Origin of the sequence: Pseudomonas sp. 43(2021) (assembly GCF_017490805.1) — a bacterium.
Lineage (GTDB): Bacteria > Pseudomonadota > Gammaproteobacteria > Pseudomonadales > Pseudomonadaceae > Aquipseudomonas.
In genome coordinates, this window is sequence record NZ_JAFGYJ010000007.1 from 20,944 (window position 1) to 37,622 (window position 16,679).

The 16,679-nt window shown below is 64.5% G+C and carries 18 protein-coding genes; 12 read left to right on the plus strand and 6 right to left on the minus strand.

The window, feature by feature from the left end; translation table 11 throughout:
- The first annotated feature begins 15 nt into the window (after positions 1-15).
- Genes spoT through J5M71_RS07895 form a run of 3 tightly spaced genes read left to right on the plus strand, consistent with a single transcriptional unit; the run spans position 16 to position 3,319 of the window.
- Positions 16-2,124: a bifunctional GTP diphosphokinase/guanosine-3',5'-bis pyrophosphate 3'-pyrophosphohydrolase gene (spoT, locus tag J5M71_RS07885; RefSeq protein WP_207831324.1), complete on the plus strand. Its 2,109-nt coding sequence runs from the start codon at positions 16-18 to the stop codon at positions 2,122-2,124.
- 23 nt (positions 2,125-2,147) lie between these two features.
- Positions 2,148-2,528 carry a RidA family protein gene (locus J5M71_RS07890; protein WP_009684531.1) on the plus strand — a complete coding sequence of 127 codons (381 nt, stop codon included), beginning with the start codon at positions 2,148-2,150 and terminating at the stop codon, positions 2,526-2,528.
- Between the two features lie 59 nt (positions 2,529-2,587).
- The gene (locus tag J5M71_RS07895; protein WP_063912237.1) at positions 2,588-3,319 is read left to right on the plus strand and encodes a hypothetical protein; all 732 of its coding nucleotides are present in this window, start codon (positions 2,588-2,590) and stop codon (positions 3,317-3,319) included.
- Between the two features lie 129 nt (positions 3,320-3,448).
- Here the strand turns inward: J5M71_RS07895 and J5M71_RS07900 are convergent, their stop codons facing one another.
- A complete protein-coding gene (locus tag J5M71_RS07900) occupies positions 3,449-4,306 on the minus strand; it encodes an SDR family oxidoreductase (RefSeq protein WP_207831326.1) in 858 nt (285 codons plus the stop codon).
- A 190-nt stretch (positions 4,307-4,496) separates the two neighbouring features.
- Between J5M71_RS07900 and exbB the strand changes: the two genes are divergently transcribed.
- From exbB to J5M71_RS07930, 6 genes are all read left to right on the plus strand, one after another.
- Positions 4,497-5,459 carry a tonB-system energizer ExbB gene (gene exbB, locus J5M71_RS07905; protein WP_207831328.1) on the plus strand — a complete coding sequence of 321 codons (963 nt, stop codon included), beginning with the start codon at positions 4,497-4,499 and terminating at the stop codon, positions 5,457-5,459.
- Between the two features lie 3 nt (positions 5,460-5,462).
- Positions 5,463-5,891, plus strand: a complete 429-nt coding sequence (gene exbD, locus J5M71_RS07910; RefSeq protein ID WP_013974803.1) for a TonB system transport protein ExbD — start codon at positions 5,463-5,465, stop codon at positions 5,889-5,891.
- Positions 5,888-6,619 carry an energy transducer TonB gene (locus J5M71_RS07915; protein ID WP_085588821.1) on the plus strand — a complete coding sequence of 244 codons (732 nt, stop codon included), beginning with the start codon at positions 5,888-5,890 and terminating at the stop codon, positions 6,617-6,619. Before exbD ends, J5M71_RS07915 begins: the two co-directional genes overlap by 4 nt.
- 94 nt (positions 6,620-6,713) lie before the next feature.
- Positions 6,714-7,640 carry a hydrogen peroxide-inducible genes activator gene (locus J5M71_RS07920; RefSeq protein WP_087500924.1) on the plus strand — a complete coding sequence of 309 codons (927 nt, stop codon included), beginning with the start codon at positions 6,714-6,716 and terminating at the stop codon, positions 7,638-7,640.
- Positions 7,641-7,643: 3 nt separating this feature from the next.
- Positions 7,644-9,722, plus strand: coding sequence for an ATP-dependent DNA helicase RecG (gene recG / locus J5M71_RS07925; RefSeq protein WP_039612341.1), 2,079 nt, complete (start codon positions 7,644-7,646; stop codon positions 9,720-9,722).
- A 78-nt stretch (positions 9,723-9,800) separates the two neighbouring features.
- Entirely contained in the window at positions 9,801-11,204 is a 1,404-nt protein-coding gene (locus J5M71_RS07930) for an aminoacyl-tRNA deacylase and HDOD domain-containing protein (protein WP_207831330.1), read from the plus strand.
- Positions 11,205-11,276: 72 nt separating this feature from the next.
- Here the strand turns inward: J5M71_RS07930 and J5M71_RS07935 are convergent, their stop codons facing one another.
- The 4 genes from J5M71_RS07935 to J5M71_RS07950 form a co-directional block, all read right to left on the minus strand.
- Positions 11,277-11,651, minus strand: coding sequence for a hypothetical protein (locus tag J5M71_RS07935; protein ID WP_063912243.1), 375 nt, complete (start codon positions 11,649-11,651; stop codon positions 11,277-11,279).
- 148 nt (positions 11,652-11,799) lie between these two features.
- Positions 11,800-12,099 (minus strand): HU family DNA-binding protein, encoded by a 300-nt coding sequence (locus J5M71_RS07940; RefSeq protein WP_013974808.1) that lies wholly within the window; start codon positions 12,097-12,099, stop codon positions 11,800-11,802.
- Positions 12,100-12,285: 186 nt separating this feature from the next.
- A complete protein-coding gene (locus J5M71_RS07945; RefSeq protein WP_207831332.1) occupies positions 12,286-13,434 on the minus strand; it encodes an FAD-dependent oxidoreductase in 1,149 nt (382 codons plus the stop codon).
- Positions 13,435-13,450: 16 nt separating this feature from the next.
- Positions 13,451-13,618: a rubredoxin gene (locus J5M71_RS07950; RefSeq protein ID WP_003253349.1), complete on the minus strand. Its 168-nt coding sequence runs from the start codon at positions 13,616-13,618 to the stop codon at positions 13,451-13,453.
- A 230-nt stretch (positions 13,619-13,848) separates the two neighbouring features.
- Between J5M71_RS07950 and J5M71_RS07955 the strand changes: the two genes are divergently transcribed.
- Entirely contained in the window at positions 13,849-14,406 is a 558-nt protein-coding gene (locus tag J5M71_RS07955) for a chorismate lyase (RefSeq protein WP_063912245.1), read from the plus strand.
- Positions 14,406-15,296, plus strand: coding sequence for a 4-hydroxybenzoate octaprenyltransferase (ubiA, locus tag J5M71_RS07960; RefSeq protein ID WP_207831334.1), 891 nt, complete (start codon positions 14,406-14,408; stop codon positions 15,294-15,296). The genes J5M71_RS07955 and ubiA overlap by 1 nt, the downstream gene beginning before the upstream one ends.
- 119 nt (positions 15,297-15,415) lie before the next feature.
- Here ubiA and J5M71_RS07965 read toward each other — a convergent pair whose 3' ends face one another.
- Positions 15,416-15,784 (minus strand): hypothetical protein, encoded by a 369-nt coding sequence (locus J5M71_RS07965; protein WP_207831336.1) that lies wholly within the window; start codon positions 15,782-15,784, stop codon positions 15,416-15,418.
- Between the two features lie 172 nt (positions 15,785-15,956).
- On the opposite strand from J5M71_RS07965, the gene phoB reads away from it, so the two are divergent.
- Entirely contained in the window at positions 15,957-16,646 is a 690-nt protein-coding gene (gene phoB, locus J5M71_RS07970; RefSeq protein WP_207831338.1) for a phosphate regulon transcriptional regulator PhoB, read from the plus strand.
- Positions 16,647-16,679: the final 33 nt, after the last annotated feature.

A 16,679-nucleotide genomic window follows, 5' to 3' on the forward strand; every position in this document is an offset into this window, starting at 1 on the left:
GCAGGAGGTGAACCCATGCCGGGTATAGAAGCCTTGGCCGAACGGCTGTCGACCTATCTTGGCCCGGAACAGGTCAACCTGGTCCGGCGCGCCTATTTCTACGCCGAACAGGCCCACGATGGGCAGCGCCGCCGCAGTGGCGAGCCCTACGTGACCCACCCGCTGGCCGTGGCCAGCATCCTCGCCGACATGCACATGGACCATCAGAGCCTGATGGCGGCCATGCTGCACGACGTGATCGAAGACACCGGCATCGCCAAGGAAGCCCTCAGCCAGCAGTTTGGCGAGACCGTGGCCGAACTGGTCGATGGGGTCAGCAAGCTGACCCAGATGAACTTCGAGACCAAGGCCGAGGCGCAAGCCGAGAACTTCCAGAAAATGGCCATGGCCATGGCCCGCGATATCCGCGTGATCCTGGTCAAGCTGGCCGACCGCCTGCACAACATGCGCACCCTGGAGGTGCTGTCCGGCGAAAAACGCCGGCGCATCGCCAAGGAAACCCTCGAGATCTACGCCCCCATCGCCAACCGCCTGGGCATGCACACCGTGCGCGTGGAGTTCGAGGACCTCGGCTTCAAGGCCATGCACCCGATGCGCTCGTCTCTGATCCACCGGGCAGTGAAAAGCGCACGCGGCAACCGCAAAGAGATCGTCGCCAAGATCGAGCACTCGCTGGCCAACTGCCTGGCCGCCGACGGCATCGAGGGCGAGGTCAGCGGCCGGCAGAAGCACCTCTATGGCATCTACAAGAAGATGCGTGGCAAGCGCCGCGCCTTCAACGAGATCATGGACGTGTACGCCTTCCGCATCGTCGTCGACAAGGTCGACACCTGCTACCGCGTGCTCGGTGCCGTGCACAACCTGTACAAGCCGCTGCCCGGTCGCTTCAAGGATTACATCGCGATCCCCAAGGCCAACGGCTATCAGTCGTTGCACACCACGCTGTTCGGCATGCACGGCGTGCCCATCGAAATCCAGATCCGCACCCGCGAGATGGAAGAGATGGCCAACAACGGCATCGCTGCGCACTGGCTGTACAAGTCCAACGACGACGAGCAGCCCAAGGGCAGCCACGCCCGTGCCCGCCAGTGGGTCAAGGGCATCCTCGAACTGCAGCAACGTGCCGGCAACTCGCTGGAATTCATCGAGAGCGTGAAGATCGACCTGTTCCCGGACGAGGTCTACGTGTTCACGCCCAAAGGCCGCATCATGGAGCTGCCCAAAGGCTCCACGGCCGTCGACTTCGCCTACGCGGTGCACACCGACGTCGGCAACAGCTGCATCGCCTGCCGCATCAACCGCCGCCTGGCGCCGCTGTCCGAACCGCTGCAAAGCGGCTCCACGGTGGAAATCGTCAGCGCCCCGGGCGCACGGCCGAATCCGGCCTGGCTCAACTTCGTGGTTACCGGCAAGGCGCGCACGCACATCCGCCACGCGCTCAAGCAGCAGCGGCGCTCCGAATCCATCAGCCTGGGCGAACGCCTGCTGAACAAGGTACTCACCGGCTTCGACAGCAGCCTGGAGAGAATCCCCCAGGAACGTATCCAGGCGATTCTCGCCGAGTACCGCCTGGAGCTGATCGAAGACCTGCTCGAAGACATCGGCCTGGGCAACCGCATGGCCTACGTGGTCGCGCGCCGCCTGCTGTCGGCCGAAGGCGAGCAGTTGCCGGCACCGGAAGGCCCGCTGGCGATCCGCGGTACCGAAGGCCTGGTGCTGAGCTACGCCAAGTGCTGCACGCCGATCCCGGGTGACCCGATCGTCGGCCACCTGTCAGCCGGCAAGGGCATGGTCGTGCACCTGGAAAACTGCCGCAACATCAGTGAAATCCGCCACAACCCGGAGAAGTGCGTGCAGCTCTCCTGGGCCAAGGACATCACCGGTGAATTCAATGTCGAGTTGCGTGTCGAACTGGAGCACCAGCGCGGCCTGATTGCCCTGCTGGCCAGCAGTGTCAACGCCGCCGACGGCAACATCGAGAAGATCAGCATGGACGAACGCGACGGCCGTATCAGCGTGGTCCAACTGGTGGTCAGCGTGCACGACCGCGTGCACCTGGCGCGTGTGATCAAGAAGCTGCGTACCCTGACCGGTGTGGTCCGCATCACCCGCATGCGTACGTAGTCCGCCAACTGCAAGGAGTCATCATGAGCAAGACCGTCATCAACAGCGACAAGGCCCCTGCCGCCATCGGCACCTACTCGCAGGCGATCAAGGCCGGCAACACCGTGTACATGTCGGGCCAGATCCCGCTGGACCCAAAGACCATGGAGCTGGTCGAAGGCTTCGAAGCCCAGACCGTACAGGTGTTCGAAAACCTCAAGGCCGTGGCTGAAGCCGCTGGCGGTTCGTTCAAGGACATCGTCAAGCTGAACATCTTCCTCACCGACCTGAGCCACTTCGCCAAGGTCAACGAGGTGATGGGCCGCTACTTCGAGCAGCCGTACCCGGCCCGCGCCGCCATCGGCGTTGCCGCGCTGCCGAAAGGCGCCCAGGTCGAAATGGACGCCATCCTGGTCATCGAATGATGCCCCCGGTGACGGGCGCCCTGCCCGTCACCTTCCCTTCTCTGCAAGGTTACCCCGTCATGCGTCAAGCACTGCCCTTCGCGCTGGCAGCCCTGCTTCTGGGCGGCTGCGCCAGCCACAAACCCGAAGATTTCAACGGCACCTGGATCAACCAGGACGCCATCACTGCGGCCGTCAAGGGCGGCAGCCTGCGCCAGGCGCTCAATGAGCACGGCCCGGTGTTCGAGTGGAAGCTCGACGTCGCCAGCCAGCAGGCCAGCTACAGCAATGGTTTCGAAGCGGCCGACGGCCAGCTGAGCGCCACCGACAAGCAATGGCAGGCCAGCTTCCAGGGCGGCCAGACCGAGCAACTGTCGCTCGATGGCGACGAACTGCAGGCTGTCGACCAAAGCGGCAGCAAGCAGACCTTCGTGCGCGCCAAAGCGCCGGCGGCGGCCAACGCACCACTGGGCAGCAGCTTCGAGAAGGCGCTGTACCAGGCCTATCTGGGCGGCGACTGGAAGGTCGTCGAAGGCCAGGGCAAAGGTGCCACCGTGCGCTTCAGCGACACCGGCAACGTCACCGGCCTGCCGGGGCCAGACCGTTTCGCCCTGTGCCTGGCGGGTGATTGCGCGACCATGGGTGGCAGCAATGACAGCCTGTGGCTGGAGCGCAACCAACGTGGCGCGCCATTCATCATCAAGCGCGATGGCGACAAGCTGGAGATCTTCCAGGCGGTGAACCGTGCGCAGCCGGATGAAATGCCGGAACTGGCAGCAGGCAAGCGCCAATGGGTGCTGGAGCGCAGCTGAGACCTGCTGAATAGCGGCCGAACACACTGGCCTCTTCGCGGGTAAACCCGCTCCCACAGGTACACCGCCAGGCTTGAAACCAGCGGTGCACCTGTGGGAGCGGGTTTACCCGCGAAGAGGCCGGTAGACTCAGCGCACGCCTTTCAGGATTGCGGCATAGCCTTCCTTGTAACTCGGATACACCGGCGCCCAGCCCAACGCCCTTGCCCGGGCATTGCTGCAGCGCTTGCTGCCGGTACGCCGCACCCGCTGCTCATCCGACCACTCGGTCACCCCCAGGTACGCCCGCAGCCAGGCCACCACGTCGGCCAGCGGCGCCGGGTCATCGTCGACGCCGATGTAGCAGTCATCCAGCACCTTGCCATCGGCATCGGCCTGCAACAGGAACGCCAACAGGCTGGCGGCGTCCTCGGCATGAATACGGTTGCCATACAGCGGAGGCTCCTCGGCCACGCGGTAGCCCTGGCGCACCTGACTGAGCAGCCACTCGCGGCCGGGGCCATAGATGCCGGTCAGGCGCACCACGCTAGCCGGGATGCCACTGGCCAGTGCCAGCCGCTCAGCCTCCAGCATCAACCGCCCGGAATAGCCTTCAGGCTCGGTGGCCGCGCCCTCCTCGATCCACTCGCCGTCCTTCTGTGCATACACGCTGCTGCTGGACACGAACAGCAGGCGCCGTGGGCGTTGGCCGCGCTCGGCCAGCCAGGCCAGCACATGGCGCAAACCATCAACATACGCCGCCTGGTAACCCGCCTCGTCGTGCTGGCTGGCCGCCACGCAGTACACCAGGTAGTCCGGTGCACGCTGCGGCCAGGCGGCGGGAATGGAGGGCTCGGACAGGTCTGCAGCCACCGGCACGACACCCGCAGGCAACTGCCCGATCGAGCGACGCAGGCCGCACACCTGCCAACCGCGCGCAAGCATTTGCCGGGCAAGACGCCCGCCTACATCACCACAACCCACCACCATCACGGAAAGGCCTGACATCTCTAAACTCCCTGGACCAATTGATCAGCCCGCCCACGCTACACGATGGATAGCTAGACCATAGGCGAAAAAAGCAACAAGATTACTTTTGTTAACAAGAATTACTTGCAATAATGGCCGCCAAATTGTTCTCGGCCTACCTCGAGGCCTTGGAGAACGTTCACTCTATTCTTCATCAGGTCCGGCCAGCATGACACGTACTCAACCTTCCGCTTCGCCAACCCCGTCGCGCGCCTGGCGCGCCATCGCCGCGCTGACGCTCAGCCTGGTGCTGGCCCCGGTGGCCATGGCCGATGAGCCAACCGCCAATGCCGCCACCCCGGCTGCCGCTACTGCTCCAGCTGCTCCAGCCGCAGCGCCGGCTGCCGGCGCAGTTGCCGCCACCCCGGCTGATGCCCCGGTCGCAGTAGACCCGAGCGTCGAAGCCCTGGTTGAAGACACCTCGCTGGGCATGGCCCACGACCTGTCCCCATGGGGCATGTACAAGAACGCCGACGTGGTGGTGAAGGCAGTCATGATCGGCCTGGCCATCGCCTCCATCATCACCTGGACCATCTGGATCGCCAAAGGCTTCGAGCTGATGGGCGCCAAGCGCCGCCTGCGTGGTGAAATCGCCCTGCTGAAGAAATCCGCCAGCCTCAAGGAAGCCAGCGACGTTTCCAACAAGGAAGGCACCCTGGCCCACACCCTGGTCCACGACGCCCTCGAAGAGATGCGCCTGTCGGCCAACGCCCGCGAAAAAGAAGGCATCAAGGAGCGCGTCAGCTTCCGCCTGGAGCGCCTGGTACACGCCAGCGGCCGTACCATGAGCAGCGGCACCGGCGTACTCGCCACCATCGGCTCCACTGCGCCGTTCGTCGGCCTGTTCGGTACCGTATGGGGCATCATGAACAGCTTCATCGGCATCGCCAAGACCCAGACCACCAACCTGGCCGTGGTTGCCCCGGGTATCGCCGAAGCCCTGCTGGCCACCGCCCTGGGCCTGGTCGCCGCGATCCCGGCCGTGGTCATCTACAACGTCTTCGCCCGCTCCATCGCCGGCTACAAGGCCCAGGTGTCCGACGCCTCCGCCCAGGTGCTGCTGCTGGTCAGCCGTGACCTGGACCACCAGGGCAGCGAGCGTGTTGCCCCGCACATGGTGAAAGTGGGGTAAGCCATGGGCCTGCATCTCAACGAAGGTGGCGACGACCTCGCCGAAAACCACGAAATCAACGTTACGCCGTTCATCGACGTGATGCTGGTGCTGCTGATCATCTTCATGGTCGCAGCCCCCCTGGCCACGGTCGACATCAAGGTCGACCTGCCAGCCTCGACCGCCAAGCCGGCGCCGAGGCCCGAGAAACCGGTGTTCGTCAGCGTCAAGGCCGACCAGAAGCTGTACGTCGGCGACGATCAGGTCCCTGCCCCCGACCAGCTTGGCCCGATGCTCGATGCCAAGACCAAGGGCGACAAGGAAACCACCATCTTCTTCCAGGCTGACAAAGGCGTGGATTACGGTGACCTGATGGAAGTGATGAACAACATGCGCGCGGCCGGCTACCTGAAAGTCGGTCTGGTAGGTCTCGAGACGGCAGCCAAGAAATGACAAGAACGCGCTCGAACATGGCGCGCTACGGTGGCAGCCTGGCGATCGTGCTGGGTGTGCACGTGGTCGCCGTGCTGCTGACGCTCAACTGGTCGGTGCCCCAGGCCATCGAACTGCCCCCGGCAGCCATGATGGTCGAGCTGGCACCGTTGCCGGAGCCTGCGCCACCACCCCCTCCGAAAGCGGCCCCACAGCCACCGGCACCGGTCGAGGAACCGCCGCTGCCGAAGCTGGCCGAGGCCCCCAAACCCAAGATCGCCATTCCCAAGCCGCCCAAGCCGAAGGCCAAGCCGCAGCCGCCCAAGCCCGAGAAAAAGCCTGAGCCGCCGAAGGAAGCACCGCCGACCGAACAAACGGTAGACGCACCGCCCAGCAACACGCCACCGCAGAAGTCCGCTGCACCGGCGCCGAGCATTGCGTCCAACAGCAACGCCCTGCCGACCTGGCAGAGCGACCTGCTGCGTCATCTGGCCAAGTACAAGCGCTACCCGGAAGACGCGCGCCGTCGCGGCCTGCAGGGCATCAACCGCCTGCGCTTCGTGGTCGACGCCGAAGGCAAGGTGGTGTCGTATTCCATGGCCGGTGGCTCGGGCAGTGCCGCCCTGGACCGGGCGACCCTGGAAATGATCCGCCGGGCCGGCACGGTACCCAAGCCGCCACCCGAGTTGCTGAACAACGGCACGATCGAAGTCGTGGCACCGTTCGTCTACTCGCTGGACCGCCGCTGAGACTTTTGTTTCTGTCACAAATCGGCAAGTCTGATAACGTGCGTCTATCGATTGCAGCCGCTATGCTGGGCCCGCAACTTCATGGACGCACGTTATGACCCTCACAGAATTACGCTACATCGTCACACTCGCCCAGGAACAGCACTTCGGCCATGCCGCCGAACGCTGCCATGTGAGCCAGCCGACCCTGTCGGTCGGTGTGAAGAAGCTCGAGGATGAGCTTGGCGTGTTGATTTTCGAGCGCAGCAAGAGCGCGGTACGCCTGACCCCGGTCGGCGAAAGCATCGTCGCCCAGGCGCAGAAGGTACTGGAGCAGGCCCAGGGCATTCGCGAACTGGCCCAGGCCGGCAAGAACCAGCTGACCGCCCCGCTCAAGGTCGGTGCCATCTATACCGTCGGCCCGTACCTGTTCCCGCACCTGATCCCGCAGCTGCACCGTGTGGCACCGCAGATGCCGCTGTACATCGAAGAAAACTTCACCCACGTATTGCGCGAAAAGCTGCGCAACGGCGAACTGGACGCAGTGATCATCGCCCTGCCGTTCAACGAAGCCGACGTGCTGACCCTGCCGCTGTACGACGAGCCATTCTGCGCCCTGATGCCGGCCGACCACCCGTGGACGGCGAAAAAGACCATCGACACCGCCATGCTCAACGACAAGAGCCTGTTGCTGCTCGGTGAAGGCCACTGCTTCCGCGACCAGGTACTGGAAGCCTGCCCAACGCTGAACAAGGGCGGTGAAGGCTCCAGGCACACCACGGTCGAGTCCAGCTCGCTGGAAACCATCCGTCACATGGTGGCCTCGGGCCTTGGCGTGTCGATCCTGCCGCTGTCGGCGGTGCACAGCCACCACTACGCCCCCGGCGTCATCGAGGTCCGCCCACTGACCGCACCGGCACCATTCCGCACCGTGGCCATCGCCTGGCGCGCCAGCTTCCCGCGGCCGAAGGCCATCGAGATCCTCGCCGACTCGATCCGCCTGTGCTCGGTCGCCAAAGCCCCTGCGGAACAGCCGGCCTGAGTCATGAGTGAGCTGTCGAAGGTCCCGGTCACGGTACTCAAGGGGGTTGGTGAGGCCATGGCGGAGAAACTCGCCAAGGTCGGCCTGGAGAACCTGCAAGACGTGCTGTTCCACCTCCCCCTGCGCTACCAGGACCGCACCCGCGTCGTGCCGATCGGGCAGTTGCGTCCGGGCCAGGACGCGGTGATCGAAGGCGTGGTCAGCGGCGCCGACGTGACCATGGGCAAGCGCCGCAGTCTTGTAGTGCGCCTGGGTGACGGCAGCGGCGTGCTGAGCCTGCGCTTCTACCACTTCAGCAACGCGCAGAAGGAAGGCCTCAAGCGTGGCACTCACCTGCGCTGCTACGGCGAAGCCCGCCCTGGTGCTTCGGGCCTGGAAATCTACCACCCGGAATACCGCGCGCTGAATGGCGACGAGCCGCCGCCACCGGTCGAGCAGACCCTGACGCCGATCTACCCGTCCACCGAAGGCCTTACCCAGCAACGCCTGCGGCTGCTGTGCCAGCAGAGCCTGGGCCTGCTCGGCCCGCGCAGCCTGCCGGACTGGCTGCCCGACGAACTGGCCAGGGACTACCAGCTGGCACCGCTGGACGATGCCATCCGCTACCTGCACAACCCGCCGGCCGATGCCGACCTCGACGAGCTTGCCGAAGGCCAGCACTGGGCCCAGCACCGCCTGGCCTTCGAAGAGCTGCTGACCCACCAGCTGTCGCAGCAACGCCTGCGCGAAAGCCTGCGCAGCCTGCGCGCACCGGTGCTGCCCAAGGCCCAGCGTCTGCAGGCGCAGTACCTGGCCAACCTGGGCTTCCAGCCGACCGGCGCGCAGCAGCGGGTGGCCAACGAAATTGCCTACGACCTCAGCCAGCACGAGCCGATGATGCGCCTGGTGCAGGGCGACGTGGGTGCCGGCAAGACCGTGGTCGCCGCCCTGGCTGCCCTGCAGGCCCTGGAGGCCGGCTACCAGGTGGCCTTGATGGCGCCCACCGAGATCCTCGCCGAACAGCACTACATCACCTTCAAGCGCTGGCTCGAACCGCTGGGCATCGAAGTGGCCTGGCTGGCCGGCAAGCTCAAGGGCAAGGCCCGGGCAGCCGCCCTGGAGCAGATCGCCAACGGTGCACCGATGGTGGTCGGCACCCACGCGCTGTTCCAGGAAGAGGTGAAGTTCAAGCACCTGGCCCTGGCGATCATCGATGAACAGCACCGTTTTGGCGTGCAGCAACGCCTGGCCCTGCGCAAGAAGGGCGTGGCCGGCGAGCTGTGCCCGCACCAGCTGATCATGACCGCCACGCCCATTCCGCGCACCCTGGCCATGAGCGCCTACGCCGACCTGGACACCTCGGTGCTCGACGAACTGCCGCCCGGGCGCACCCCGGTGAACACCGTGCTGGTGGCCGACAGCCGCCGCTTCGAAGTGGTCGAGCGGGTACGCGCCGCCTGCGCCGAAGGGCGCCAGGCCTACTGGGTGTGCACCCTGATCGAAGAGTCCGAAGAACTGACCTGCCAGGCCGCCGAAAGCACCTACGAGGAGCTGGGCAGCGCCTTGGGCGAACTGCGGGTGGGGCTGATCCACGGTCGCATGAAGCCGGCGGAAAAGGCTGAAATCATGGCCGAGTTCAAGGCCGGCAACCTGCAGTTGCTGGTCGCCACCACGGTCATCGAGGTGGGCGTGGACGTGCCCAACGCCAGCCTGATGATCATCGAGAACCCCGAGCGCCTGGGCCTGGCCCAGTTGCACCAGCTGCGCGGCCGGGTTGGCCGGGGCAGCGCCGTAAGCCATTGCGTGCTGCTGTACCACCCGCCACTGTCGCAGATCGGCCGCGAACGGTTAGGGATCATGCGGGAAACCAACGACGGCTTCATCATCGCCGAGAAAGACCTGGAGCTGCGTGGCCCCGGCGAGATGCTCGGCACCCGCCAGACCGGCCTGCTGCAGTTCAAGGTCGCCGACCTGATGCGCGATGCCGACCTGCTGCCGGCCGTGCGCGACGCCGCCCAGGCCCTGATCGCACGCTGGCCGGAGCACGTCAGCCCACTGCTCGACCGCTGGCTGCGCCATGGCCAGCAATATGGCCAAGTGTGACGCTCGTCCCATAATGGATCCAGTTTCGCCCCGAGGCTGGTTATACTTTGCGTTTAAAAGAATCAGTGGATACGGACCATGACTGAAGTTGCCCTGGAAACCGCAACCCCACACGCTCCCTCGGTCATCCGGCTGCTGCTCGACAAACTCGGCGTAGCCTACCGCGAGGTGGTCGAACATCCGCACCTGCCGCCAGCGTCGCGGGTACAGGCCGTGCTGCTCGATGACGAGGTCGGCGCCCTGATGGTGCTGTTCCCGCAAAGCCAGCTGCTGGACCTTGACCGCCTGGCCGAACTGACCGGGCGCAAGCTCACGGCGGTGTCGGTGCCGCGCCTGAAGCAGATGCTGGACAAGCATCAGCTCAAGGCCCTGCCGGGTATCCCGGCGCTGACCAGCTCGCCGTGCCAGTACGAAAAGAGCCTGCTCGACGCCGATAGCGTGTTCATCCAGTCCGGTGAAGCCGGCCTGCTGCTGGAAATCGACCGCGTGCACTTCAAGCGCATGCTGGTCAAGGCCAGCGCCAGCAGCTTCGGCCAGGAGGTCGAGGCCATCAGCCCAAACCTCGACCGCCCCGATGACGACACCCGGGAAATCACCCAGGCAGTGCAAGCCTTCACCGCCAGGCGCATTCAGAAGCGCCTGGAAGAAACCATCGAAATCCCGCCATTGGCCGACACCGCGCAAAAGATCATCAAGCTGCGGGTAGACCCCAACGCCAGTATCGATGACATCACGGGCGTGGTCGAAACCGACCCGGCACTGGCGGCACAGGTGGTGAGCTGGGCGGCATCGCCCTACTACGGCTCGACCTACAAGATTCGCTCTGTGGAAGATGCCATCGTGCGGGTGCTGGGTTTCGACCTGGTGATCAACCTGGCCTTGGGCCTCGCACTGGGCAAGACCCTGAGCCTGCCGAAAGACCACCCGCAGCAGGCCACACCATACTGGCAGCAGTCGATCTACACTGCTGCCGTCATCGATGGCCTGACCCGTGCCATGCCGCGCGCCGAACGCCCGGAAGCTGGCCTGACCTACCTGGCCGGGCTGCTGCACAATTTCGGCTACTTGCTGTTGGCACACGTGTTTCCGCCGCACTTCTCGCTGATCTGCCGCCACCTGGAGGTCAACCCGCACCTGTGCCACACCTACGTGGAACAACACCTGCTGGGCATCAGCCGCGAACAGATCGGAGCCTGGCTGATGAAGCTGTGGGACATGCCGGAAGAACTGTCCACCGCGCTGCGCTTCCAGCACGACCCAGCCTATGAAGGCGAGTATTCGGCATTCCCCAACCTGGTATGCCTGGCCACCCGCCTGCTGCGCTCGCGGGGGATTGGCTCGGGGCCGCAGCAGGAGATTCCTGACGAGCTGCTGGAGCGGCTGGGGATAACCCGGGACAAGGCCGAGGAAGTGGTGAACAAGGTGCTCGAGGCCGAGAACCTGCTGCGCGAGCTGGCTTCGCAGTTCCACGCACCGCATTGAGCATTAACGCGTAACCTGTGGGAGCGGGCATGCCCGCTCCTACAGGTAAGGCGTCAACATCCCCGTTGGGTTTCAGCCCTTCTTCTTCGGCTTCAGGTACTTCATCAACCCCTGGAACCACATCACCAGGGCCGGGTTGCCCTTGATCTGGATGTGCTTGTCCTGAATCCCCTGCATGAACGCCAACTGCTTGTTACCCGCCTGCAGGGTAGCGAAGCCATAGGCGGCGTCCTTGAAGGCAATGGCGAACGCCGGCTGCGGGTGCGCGCCGCCTTTGCTGCTGATGCGTTCGTTGTTGACGATGAAGTGCCGGGCGACCTTGCCGTCCAGAGTCTGCATCTGGAACACCAGGTCCTTGCCCTTGAGCTGCTGCTGGAAAGCCGGGTTGTTACGGCTGGCCCTGGCCATCAACAGCCCCATGGCCCAGAGAAGAAAGCGGAACTTCATCAACGCGCCTCGAATTAAAAGTGACTAAGGCGCGCAGTTTATCCTTTTACAGAACTATTTATGCAAGTTCGAAACATTTTGCCTGCAGAAAGCACAACGGGCGCCCTGGGGCGCCCGCTTGGCTGACACTGGGGTTGTCAGGGAGCGATCACTTGCCTTTCTTGGCCGGCTTGACGGGGGCGTTGACGCTGTCGCGCAGGTTCTTGCCTGGCTTGAAGGCCACGGTATTGCTGGCCTTGATCTTGACCGGCTCACCGGTTTGCGGGTTCTTGCCGGTACGCGCACCGCGATGGCGTTTTTCGAAGGTGCCGAAACCGACCAAAGTCACGGTGTCCTTGTCCAGGGCACCCGTGATGCTGTCGAGAATCGCGTTCAAAACCTGATTGGCCTTTTCCTTGGTCAGATCGGCCTTTTCGGCGATGACGGCGGCGAGTTCTGGTTTGCGCATAGTGAAGCCTCTTTGACGGAATTCTTGTTGTTATGCCGTGCTGCCCTGGGAGCAGCGCTCAAGGCACCGCAGGCTCTAATCTGCGGCAGACGGAAGTGAGAATGGCACGTGCACCGGGGCCGCGCCAGTATCTGGGCGGCCATTGTGCAAGCAACAACAGGATAAATCCGACAGAACACCAGCTATTTACGCCATAACGGCCGGCAGCTGGCGATTCAGGGCCAGCTTGTCCATCACGGCCGCCCCGGTCAGGGCGTAGCCCAGCAGCTTGCCGTCGGCATCAAGGCAGAGCACCTTGAGGTCACTGCCCTGCCCGTCCACCTGCCAGGTGCCTTCGTGGCCCGGGGGCGGCGGCGAAACCACCAGCGGGCAGGCGGGGGTTTTCACGGTGATAGGCATCGGCCCGTAGGCGACCGTTGTCGGCTTGCCGGCCAGGGTTTGCGCCAGGGCGCGGGCGCAGCTCATCAGCGGCATCACATAGAGCAGGTTGATGCCATCGACCTCGGCACAGTCGCCAAGGGCAAAGATGTTGGCGTGGGACGTACGCAGCTGGCGATCCACGCAAACGCCGCGGTTGGTCTGCAGCCCGGCGGCGGCGGCCAGGTCGGTGCGCGGGCGCAGGCCGATGGCCGAAACCACCAGGTCGCAGGCGATTACGCTGCCATCGGACAGGTGTGCCTCCAGGCCCTGTCCCACCTGCTGCAGGCGGGTCAGTACCGGGCCCAGGTGAAAGCGCACGCCCAGGCCTTGCAGCCCGGCCTGCACGGCAGTGGCAGCGGCCGGGTGCAGCAGGGTCGGCATGACTTGCTCGCACGGCGCCACCACATCGACCTGGAAGCCGCCCAGGCTCATGTCGTTGGCGAATTCGCAGCCGATCAGGCCGGCACCGAGGATCAGCACGCGCTGTTTGCCGACGGCGGCAGCACGGAAGCGCGCGTAGTCTTCCAGGTCGTTGATCGGGAACACCCGATCGCCGCCATCGCCTTCGATCGGCACCTGCACGGTCTGCGCGCCCCAGGCCAGCACCAGGTCGCGGTACTCCACCGCCTCCTCGCCAATCCACAGGCGCTTGTGGCCCGGGTCGATGCCGCTGATGCGGGTATGGGTGCGAATCTCGGCGTTCAGTTGCTCGGCCATGGCGCCCGGCTCGGCCATGCACAGGCCATCAGCGTCTTTCTGCTTGGCAAAGCCGGTGGACAGCATGGGCTTGGAGTAGGAGCGACCGTCATCGGCGGTGATCAGCAGCAGCGGCGTCTGCGCATCGAGCTTGCGAAATTCACGGGCCAGGTTGTAGCCCGCAAGGCCGGTGCCGATGATTACCACAGGGGACGTCATGTCGTGCTTTCCTCGATTAGCCGATGGAGATCATTTCAAAGTCGCTCTTGCCGACGCCGCAGTCGGGGCACAGCCAGTCTTCAGGCACGTCTTCCCAGCGGGTGCCGGGGGCGATGCCGTCGTCGGGCCAGCCCTCGGCTTCGTCGTAGATCAGGCCGCAGACAATACATTGCCACTTTTTCATGGGGGTGGGTTTCCTCGCTTCAGGCTGGGGCTTTGTGTTGCTGCTGATGGCCTCTTCGCGGGCACGCCCGCTCCCACAGGAGTTGTGCATAACCTGTAGGAGCGGGCGCGGCCGCGAAGAGGCCAGCGCGCAATTCGTGGGGCTTTGTAGCGGCCCTGCCAGCAGTATGCAAGCAGTCGGGGCAATCATGCTAAGCTCGCCGCCTCTCTGGTTGTAACAAGCAGACCGACGTGTCGTACGAATCCCCGCAAGCAGCCGCTGTCGCGTGGCTGCCGTATTCACGGCTGGCGACCGACATCGACCAGCCCACCCTTGACTGGCTGTTCGACGAGGGCTCGCTGACCCGCCGCCTGACCCGCCTGTCCAACGATCACTTCTCCGTCACCCCGCTGTTCGAGGGCTGGCAGCCGCTGCGCGATGACGAATGCCAGGCACTGGGCATCGCCGCCGGCGCCGAGGGCTGGGTGCGTGAGGTGTACCTGCGCGGCCATGGCCAACCCTGGGTGTTCGCCCGCAGCGTCGCCAGCCGCAGCGCCCTGGAGCGCGGCGGGCTGGACCTGGAAACCCTGGGCAGCCGCTCGCTGGGCGAGCTGCTGTTCTGCGACCAGGCGTTCATCCGCCACCCCATCGAGGTGTGCAGTTATCCACAGGCCTGGCTACCGAGCGAAGCCGCCCATGCGGCGCTGTGGGGCCGCCGTTCGCGCTTCGAGCGTGACGGCCTGGACCTGCTGGTGGCAGAGGTATTTCTGCCAGCATTGTGGCAAGCGGCCAAGGAGGAAAACCGCTGATGTACCTGCAACTGCTCAAGTCGCTCAACCGCCTGCACCCACGGGCCTGGGACTTCGTCCAGCTCAGCCGCATGGACCGGCCGATTGGTATCTACCTGCTGCTGTGGCCGACCTTGTCGGCGGTGTGGATTGCCGGCAACGGCTCACCAACCCTGGCCAACGTGCTGATCTTCGGCCTCGGCGTGGTGCTGATGCGCGCCGCAGGCTGCTGCATCAACGACTTTGCCGACCGCAAGGTGGACGGTCACGTCAAGCGCACCGCCGACCGCCCCCTGGCCAGTGGCCGGGTCCGGCCACGCGAAGCACTGGCGCTGTTCGCCATCCTGGTCGGAGCGAGCTTCCTGCTGGTGCTGTGCACCAACAGCCGCACGGTGTGGCTGTCGTTCGGCGCGGTGGCACTGGCGTTCTGTTACCCGTTCATGAAGCGCTACACCTATTACCCGCAGGTGGTGCTGGGGGCGGCATATTCCTGGGGCATTCCCATGGCCTTCACCGCAGCGGGTGGCGAGCTGCCGGCCAGCGCCTGGCTGCTGTATATCGCCAACCTGCTGTGGACTGTGGGTTACGACACCTACTACGCCATGGTTGACCGTGATGACGACCTGAAGATTGGCGTGAAGTCGACCGCAATCCTGTTCGGCGACGCCGACCGCACCATCATCCTGACCTTGCAGCTGCTGTCGCTGGGCTGCCTGTTGCTGGCCGGCAACCGCTTCGAGCTGGGTGGCTGGTTCCATCTGGGGCTGCTGGGCGCGGCGGCGTGCTTTGCCTGGGAATACTGGTCGACGCGCAAGCTGGACCGGGAGTCGTGCTTCAAGGCGTTTCTGCACAATCACTGGGCGGGGATGCTGGTGTTCATCGGGGTGGTGCTGGATTACGCAATGCGCTGAAGCTGATGGCCCTATCGCCGGCAAGCCAGCTCCCACAGGTACAGCGCTGCCATCAAGGCTTGCATACAACCTGTGGGAGCTGGCTTGCCGGCGATGGGCCGCTAAGCGGCCCCGGGATCTCAAGGCTTGGCGACGTGCCAGACGTCCTTCATGCCGTCACCGGTCATATCACCGGCCTTCTTGTCCTTGACGAAGGTATACAGCGGCTTGCCGTCGTAGGCCCACTGCATCGAACCGTCGTCACGCTTGACCTGGGTCCACTTGCCAGAAGCCATTTCACCGCCCTTGACCATCAGCGGCGGCCAGTTGGCGGCGCATTCGCCATTGCACATCGACTTGCCACCCGCATCCTTGTCGAAGGTGTACAGGGTCATGCCGGCATGATCGACCAACATCCCGCCCTTCTCCATCGCATGGTCGGCCAAGGCCACCCCCGGGAGCGCCAGCGCAGTGAAAAGGGCCATCCAGCTCAGCGTTTGTCGTGTCATTGGATTCACCATTGATTCGGGGGGATTGAGTTCGGGTTGCCACGATTGCGGCCCTTTCAAGCCTAGTTCAGTCACGGAATGTCGCCAGAACGGCCAACACCCTGTCACACAGCTGCAATAATTCCGTTATCTAATGCGGGCCAAGACACCGTATCCAGGAGAGGTTTTGAGCATGGTTGGCAGGAACATTCTGATCGTCGACGACGAAGCGCCGATTCGCGAGATGATCGCCGTTGCCCTGGAAATGGCCGGCTATGACTGCCTGGAAGCGGAAAACTCCCAACAGGCCCACGCGATCATCGTCGACCGCAAACCGGACCTGATCCTGCTCGACTGGATGCTGCCGGGCACCTCCGGCATCGAGCTGGCCCGCCGCCTCAAGCGCGACGAGCTGACCGGCGACATCCCGATCATCATGCTCACCGCCAAGGGTGAGGAGGACAACAAGATCCAGGGCCTGGAAGTGGGCGCCGACGACTACATCACCAAGCCGTTCTCGCCGCGTGAACTGGTCGCCCGCCTGAAAGCCGTGCTGCGCCGCTCCGGCCCGAGCGACAGCGAGGCACCGATCGAAGTCGGCGGCCTGCTGCTCGACCCGATCAGCCATCGCGTGACCATCGACGGCAAGCCCGCCGAAATGGGCCCCACCGAATACCGACTGCTGCAGTTCTTCATGACCCACCAGGAGCGCGCCTACACCCGTGGCCAGCTGCTGGACCAGGTGTGGGGTGGTAACGTCTATGTCGAGGAACGCACCGTCGATGTGCACATCCGCCGCCTGCGCAAGGCGCTGGGTGAAGCCTACGAAAATCTGGTACAAACCGTCCGGGGCACCGGCTACCGCTTCTCGACCAAGAGCTGATCGAGCTGAAAAGCGCCAAGCTGCACGTCGTTG

Bases quoted from the DNA above. Each gene is read 5' to 3' on its own strand.
- spoT (WP_207831324.1), top strand. From the start codon at position 16: ATGCCGGGTATAGAAGCCTTGGCCGAACGGCTGTCGACCTATCTTGGC.
- J5M71_RS07920 (WP_087500924.1), top strand. From the start codon at position 6,714: ATGACCCTCACAGAATTACGCTACATCGTCACACTCGCCCAGGAACAG.
- J5M71_RS07945 (WP_207831332.1), bottom strand. From the start codon at position 13,434: ATGACGTCCCCTGTGGTAATCATCGGCACCGGCCTTGCGGGCTACAAC.
- J5M71_RS07890 (WP_009684531.1), top strand. From the start codon at position 2,148: ATGAGCAAGACCGTCATCAACAGCGACAAGGCCCCTGCCGCCATCGGC.
- ubiA (WP_207831334.1), top strand. From the start codon at position 14,406: ATGTACCTGCAACTGCTCAAGTCGCTCAACCGCCTGCACCCACGGGCC.
- exbB (WP_207831328.1), top strand. From the start codon at position 4,497: ATGACACGTACTCAACCTTCCGCTTCGCCAACCCCGTCGCGCGCCTGG.
- J5M71_RS07930 (WP_207831330.1), top strand. From the start codon at position 9,801: ATGACTGAAGTTGCCCTGGAAACCGCAACCCCACACGCTCCCTCGGTC.
- J5M71_RS07950 (WP_003253349.1), bottom strand. From the start codon at position 13,618: ATGAAAAAGTGGCAATGTATTGTCTGCGGCCTGATCTACGACGAAGCC.
- J5M71_RS07940 (WP_013974808.1), bottom strand. From the start codon at position 12,099: ATGCGCAAACCAGAACTCGCCGCCGTCATCGCCGAAAAGGCCGATCTG.
- J5M71_RS07935 (WP_063912243.1), bottom strand. From the start codon at position 11,651: ATGAAGTTCCGCTTTCTTCTCTGGGCCATGGGGCTGTTGATGGCCAGG.
- J5M71_RS07900 (WP_207831326.1), bottom strand. From the start codon at position 4,306: ATGTCAGGCCTTTCCGTGATGGTGGTGGGTTGTGGTGATGTAGGCGGG.
- J5M71_RS07915 (WP_085588821.1), top strand. From the start codon at position 5,888: ATGACAAGAACGCGCTCGAACATGGCGCGCTACGGTGGCAGCCTGGCG.
- phoB (WP_207831338.1), top strand. From the start codon at position 15,957: ATGGTTGGCAGGAACATTCTGATCGTCGACGACGAAGCGCCGATTCGC.
- recG (WP_039612341.1), top strand. From the start codon at position 7,644: ATGAGTGAGCTGTCGAAGGTCCCGGTCACGGTACTCAAGGGGGTTGGT.
- J5M71_RS07965 (WP_207831336.1), bottom strand. From the start codon at position 15,784: ATGACACGACAAACGCTGAGCTGGATGGCCCTTTTCACTGCGCTGGCG.
- J5M71_RS07895 (WP_063912237.1), top strand. From the start codon at position 2,588: ATGCGTCAAGCACTGCCCTTCGCGCTGGCAGCCCTGCTTCTGGGCGGC.
- exbD (WP_013974803.1), top strand. From the start codon at position 5,463: ATGGGCCTGCATCTCAACGAAGGTGGCGACGACCTCGCCGAAAACCAC.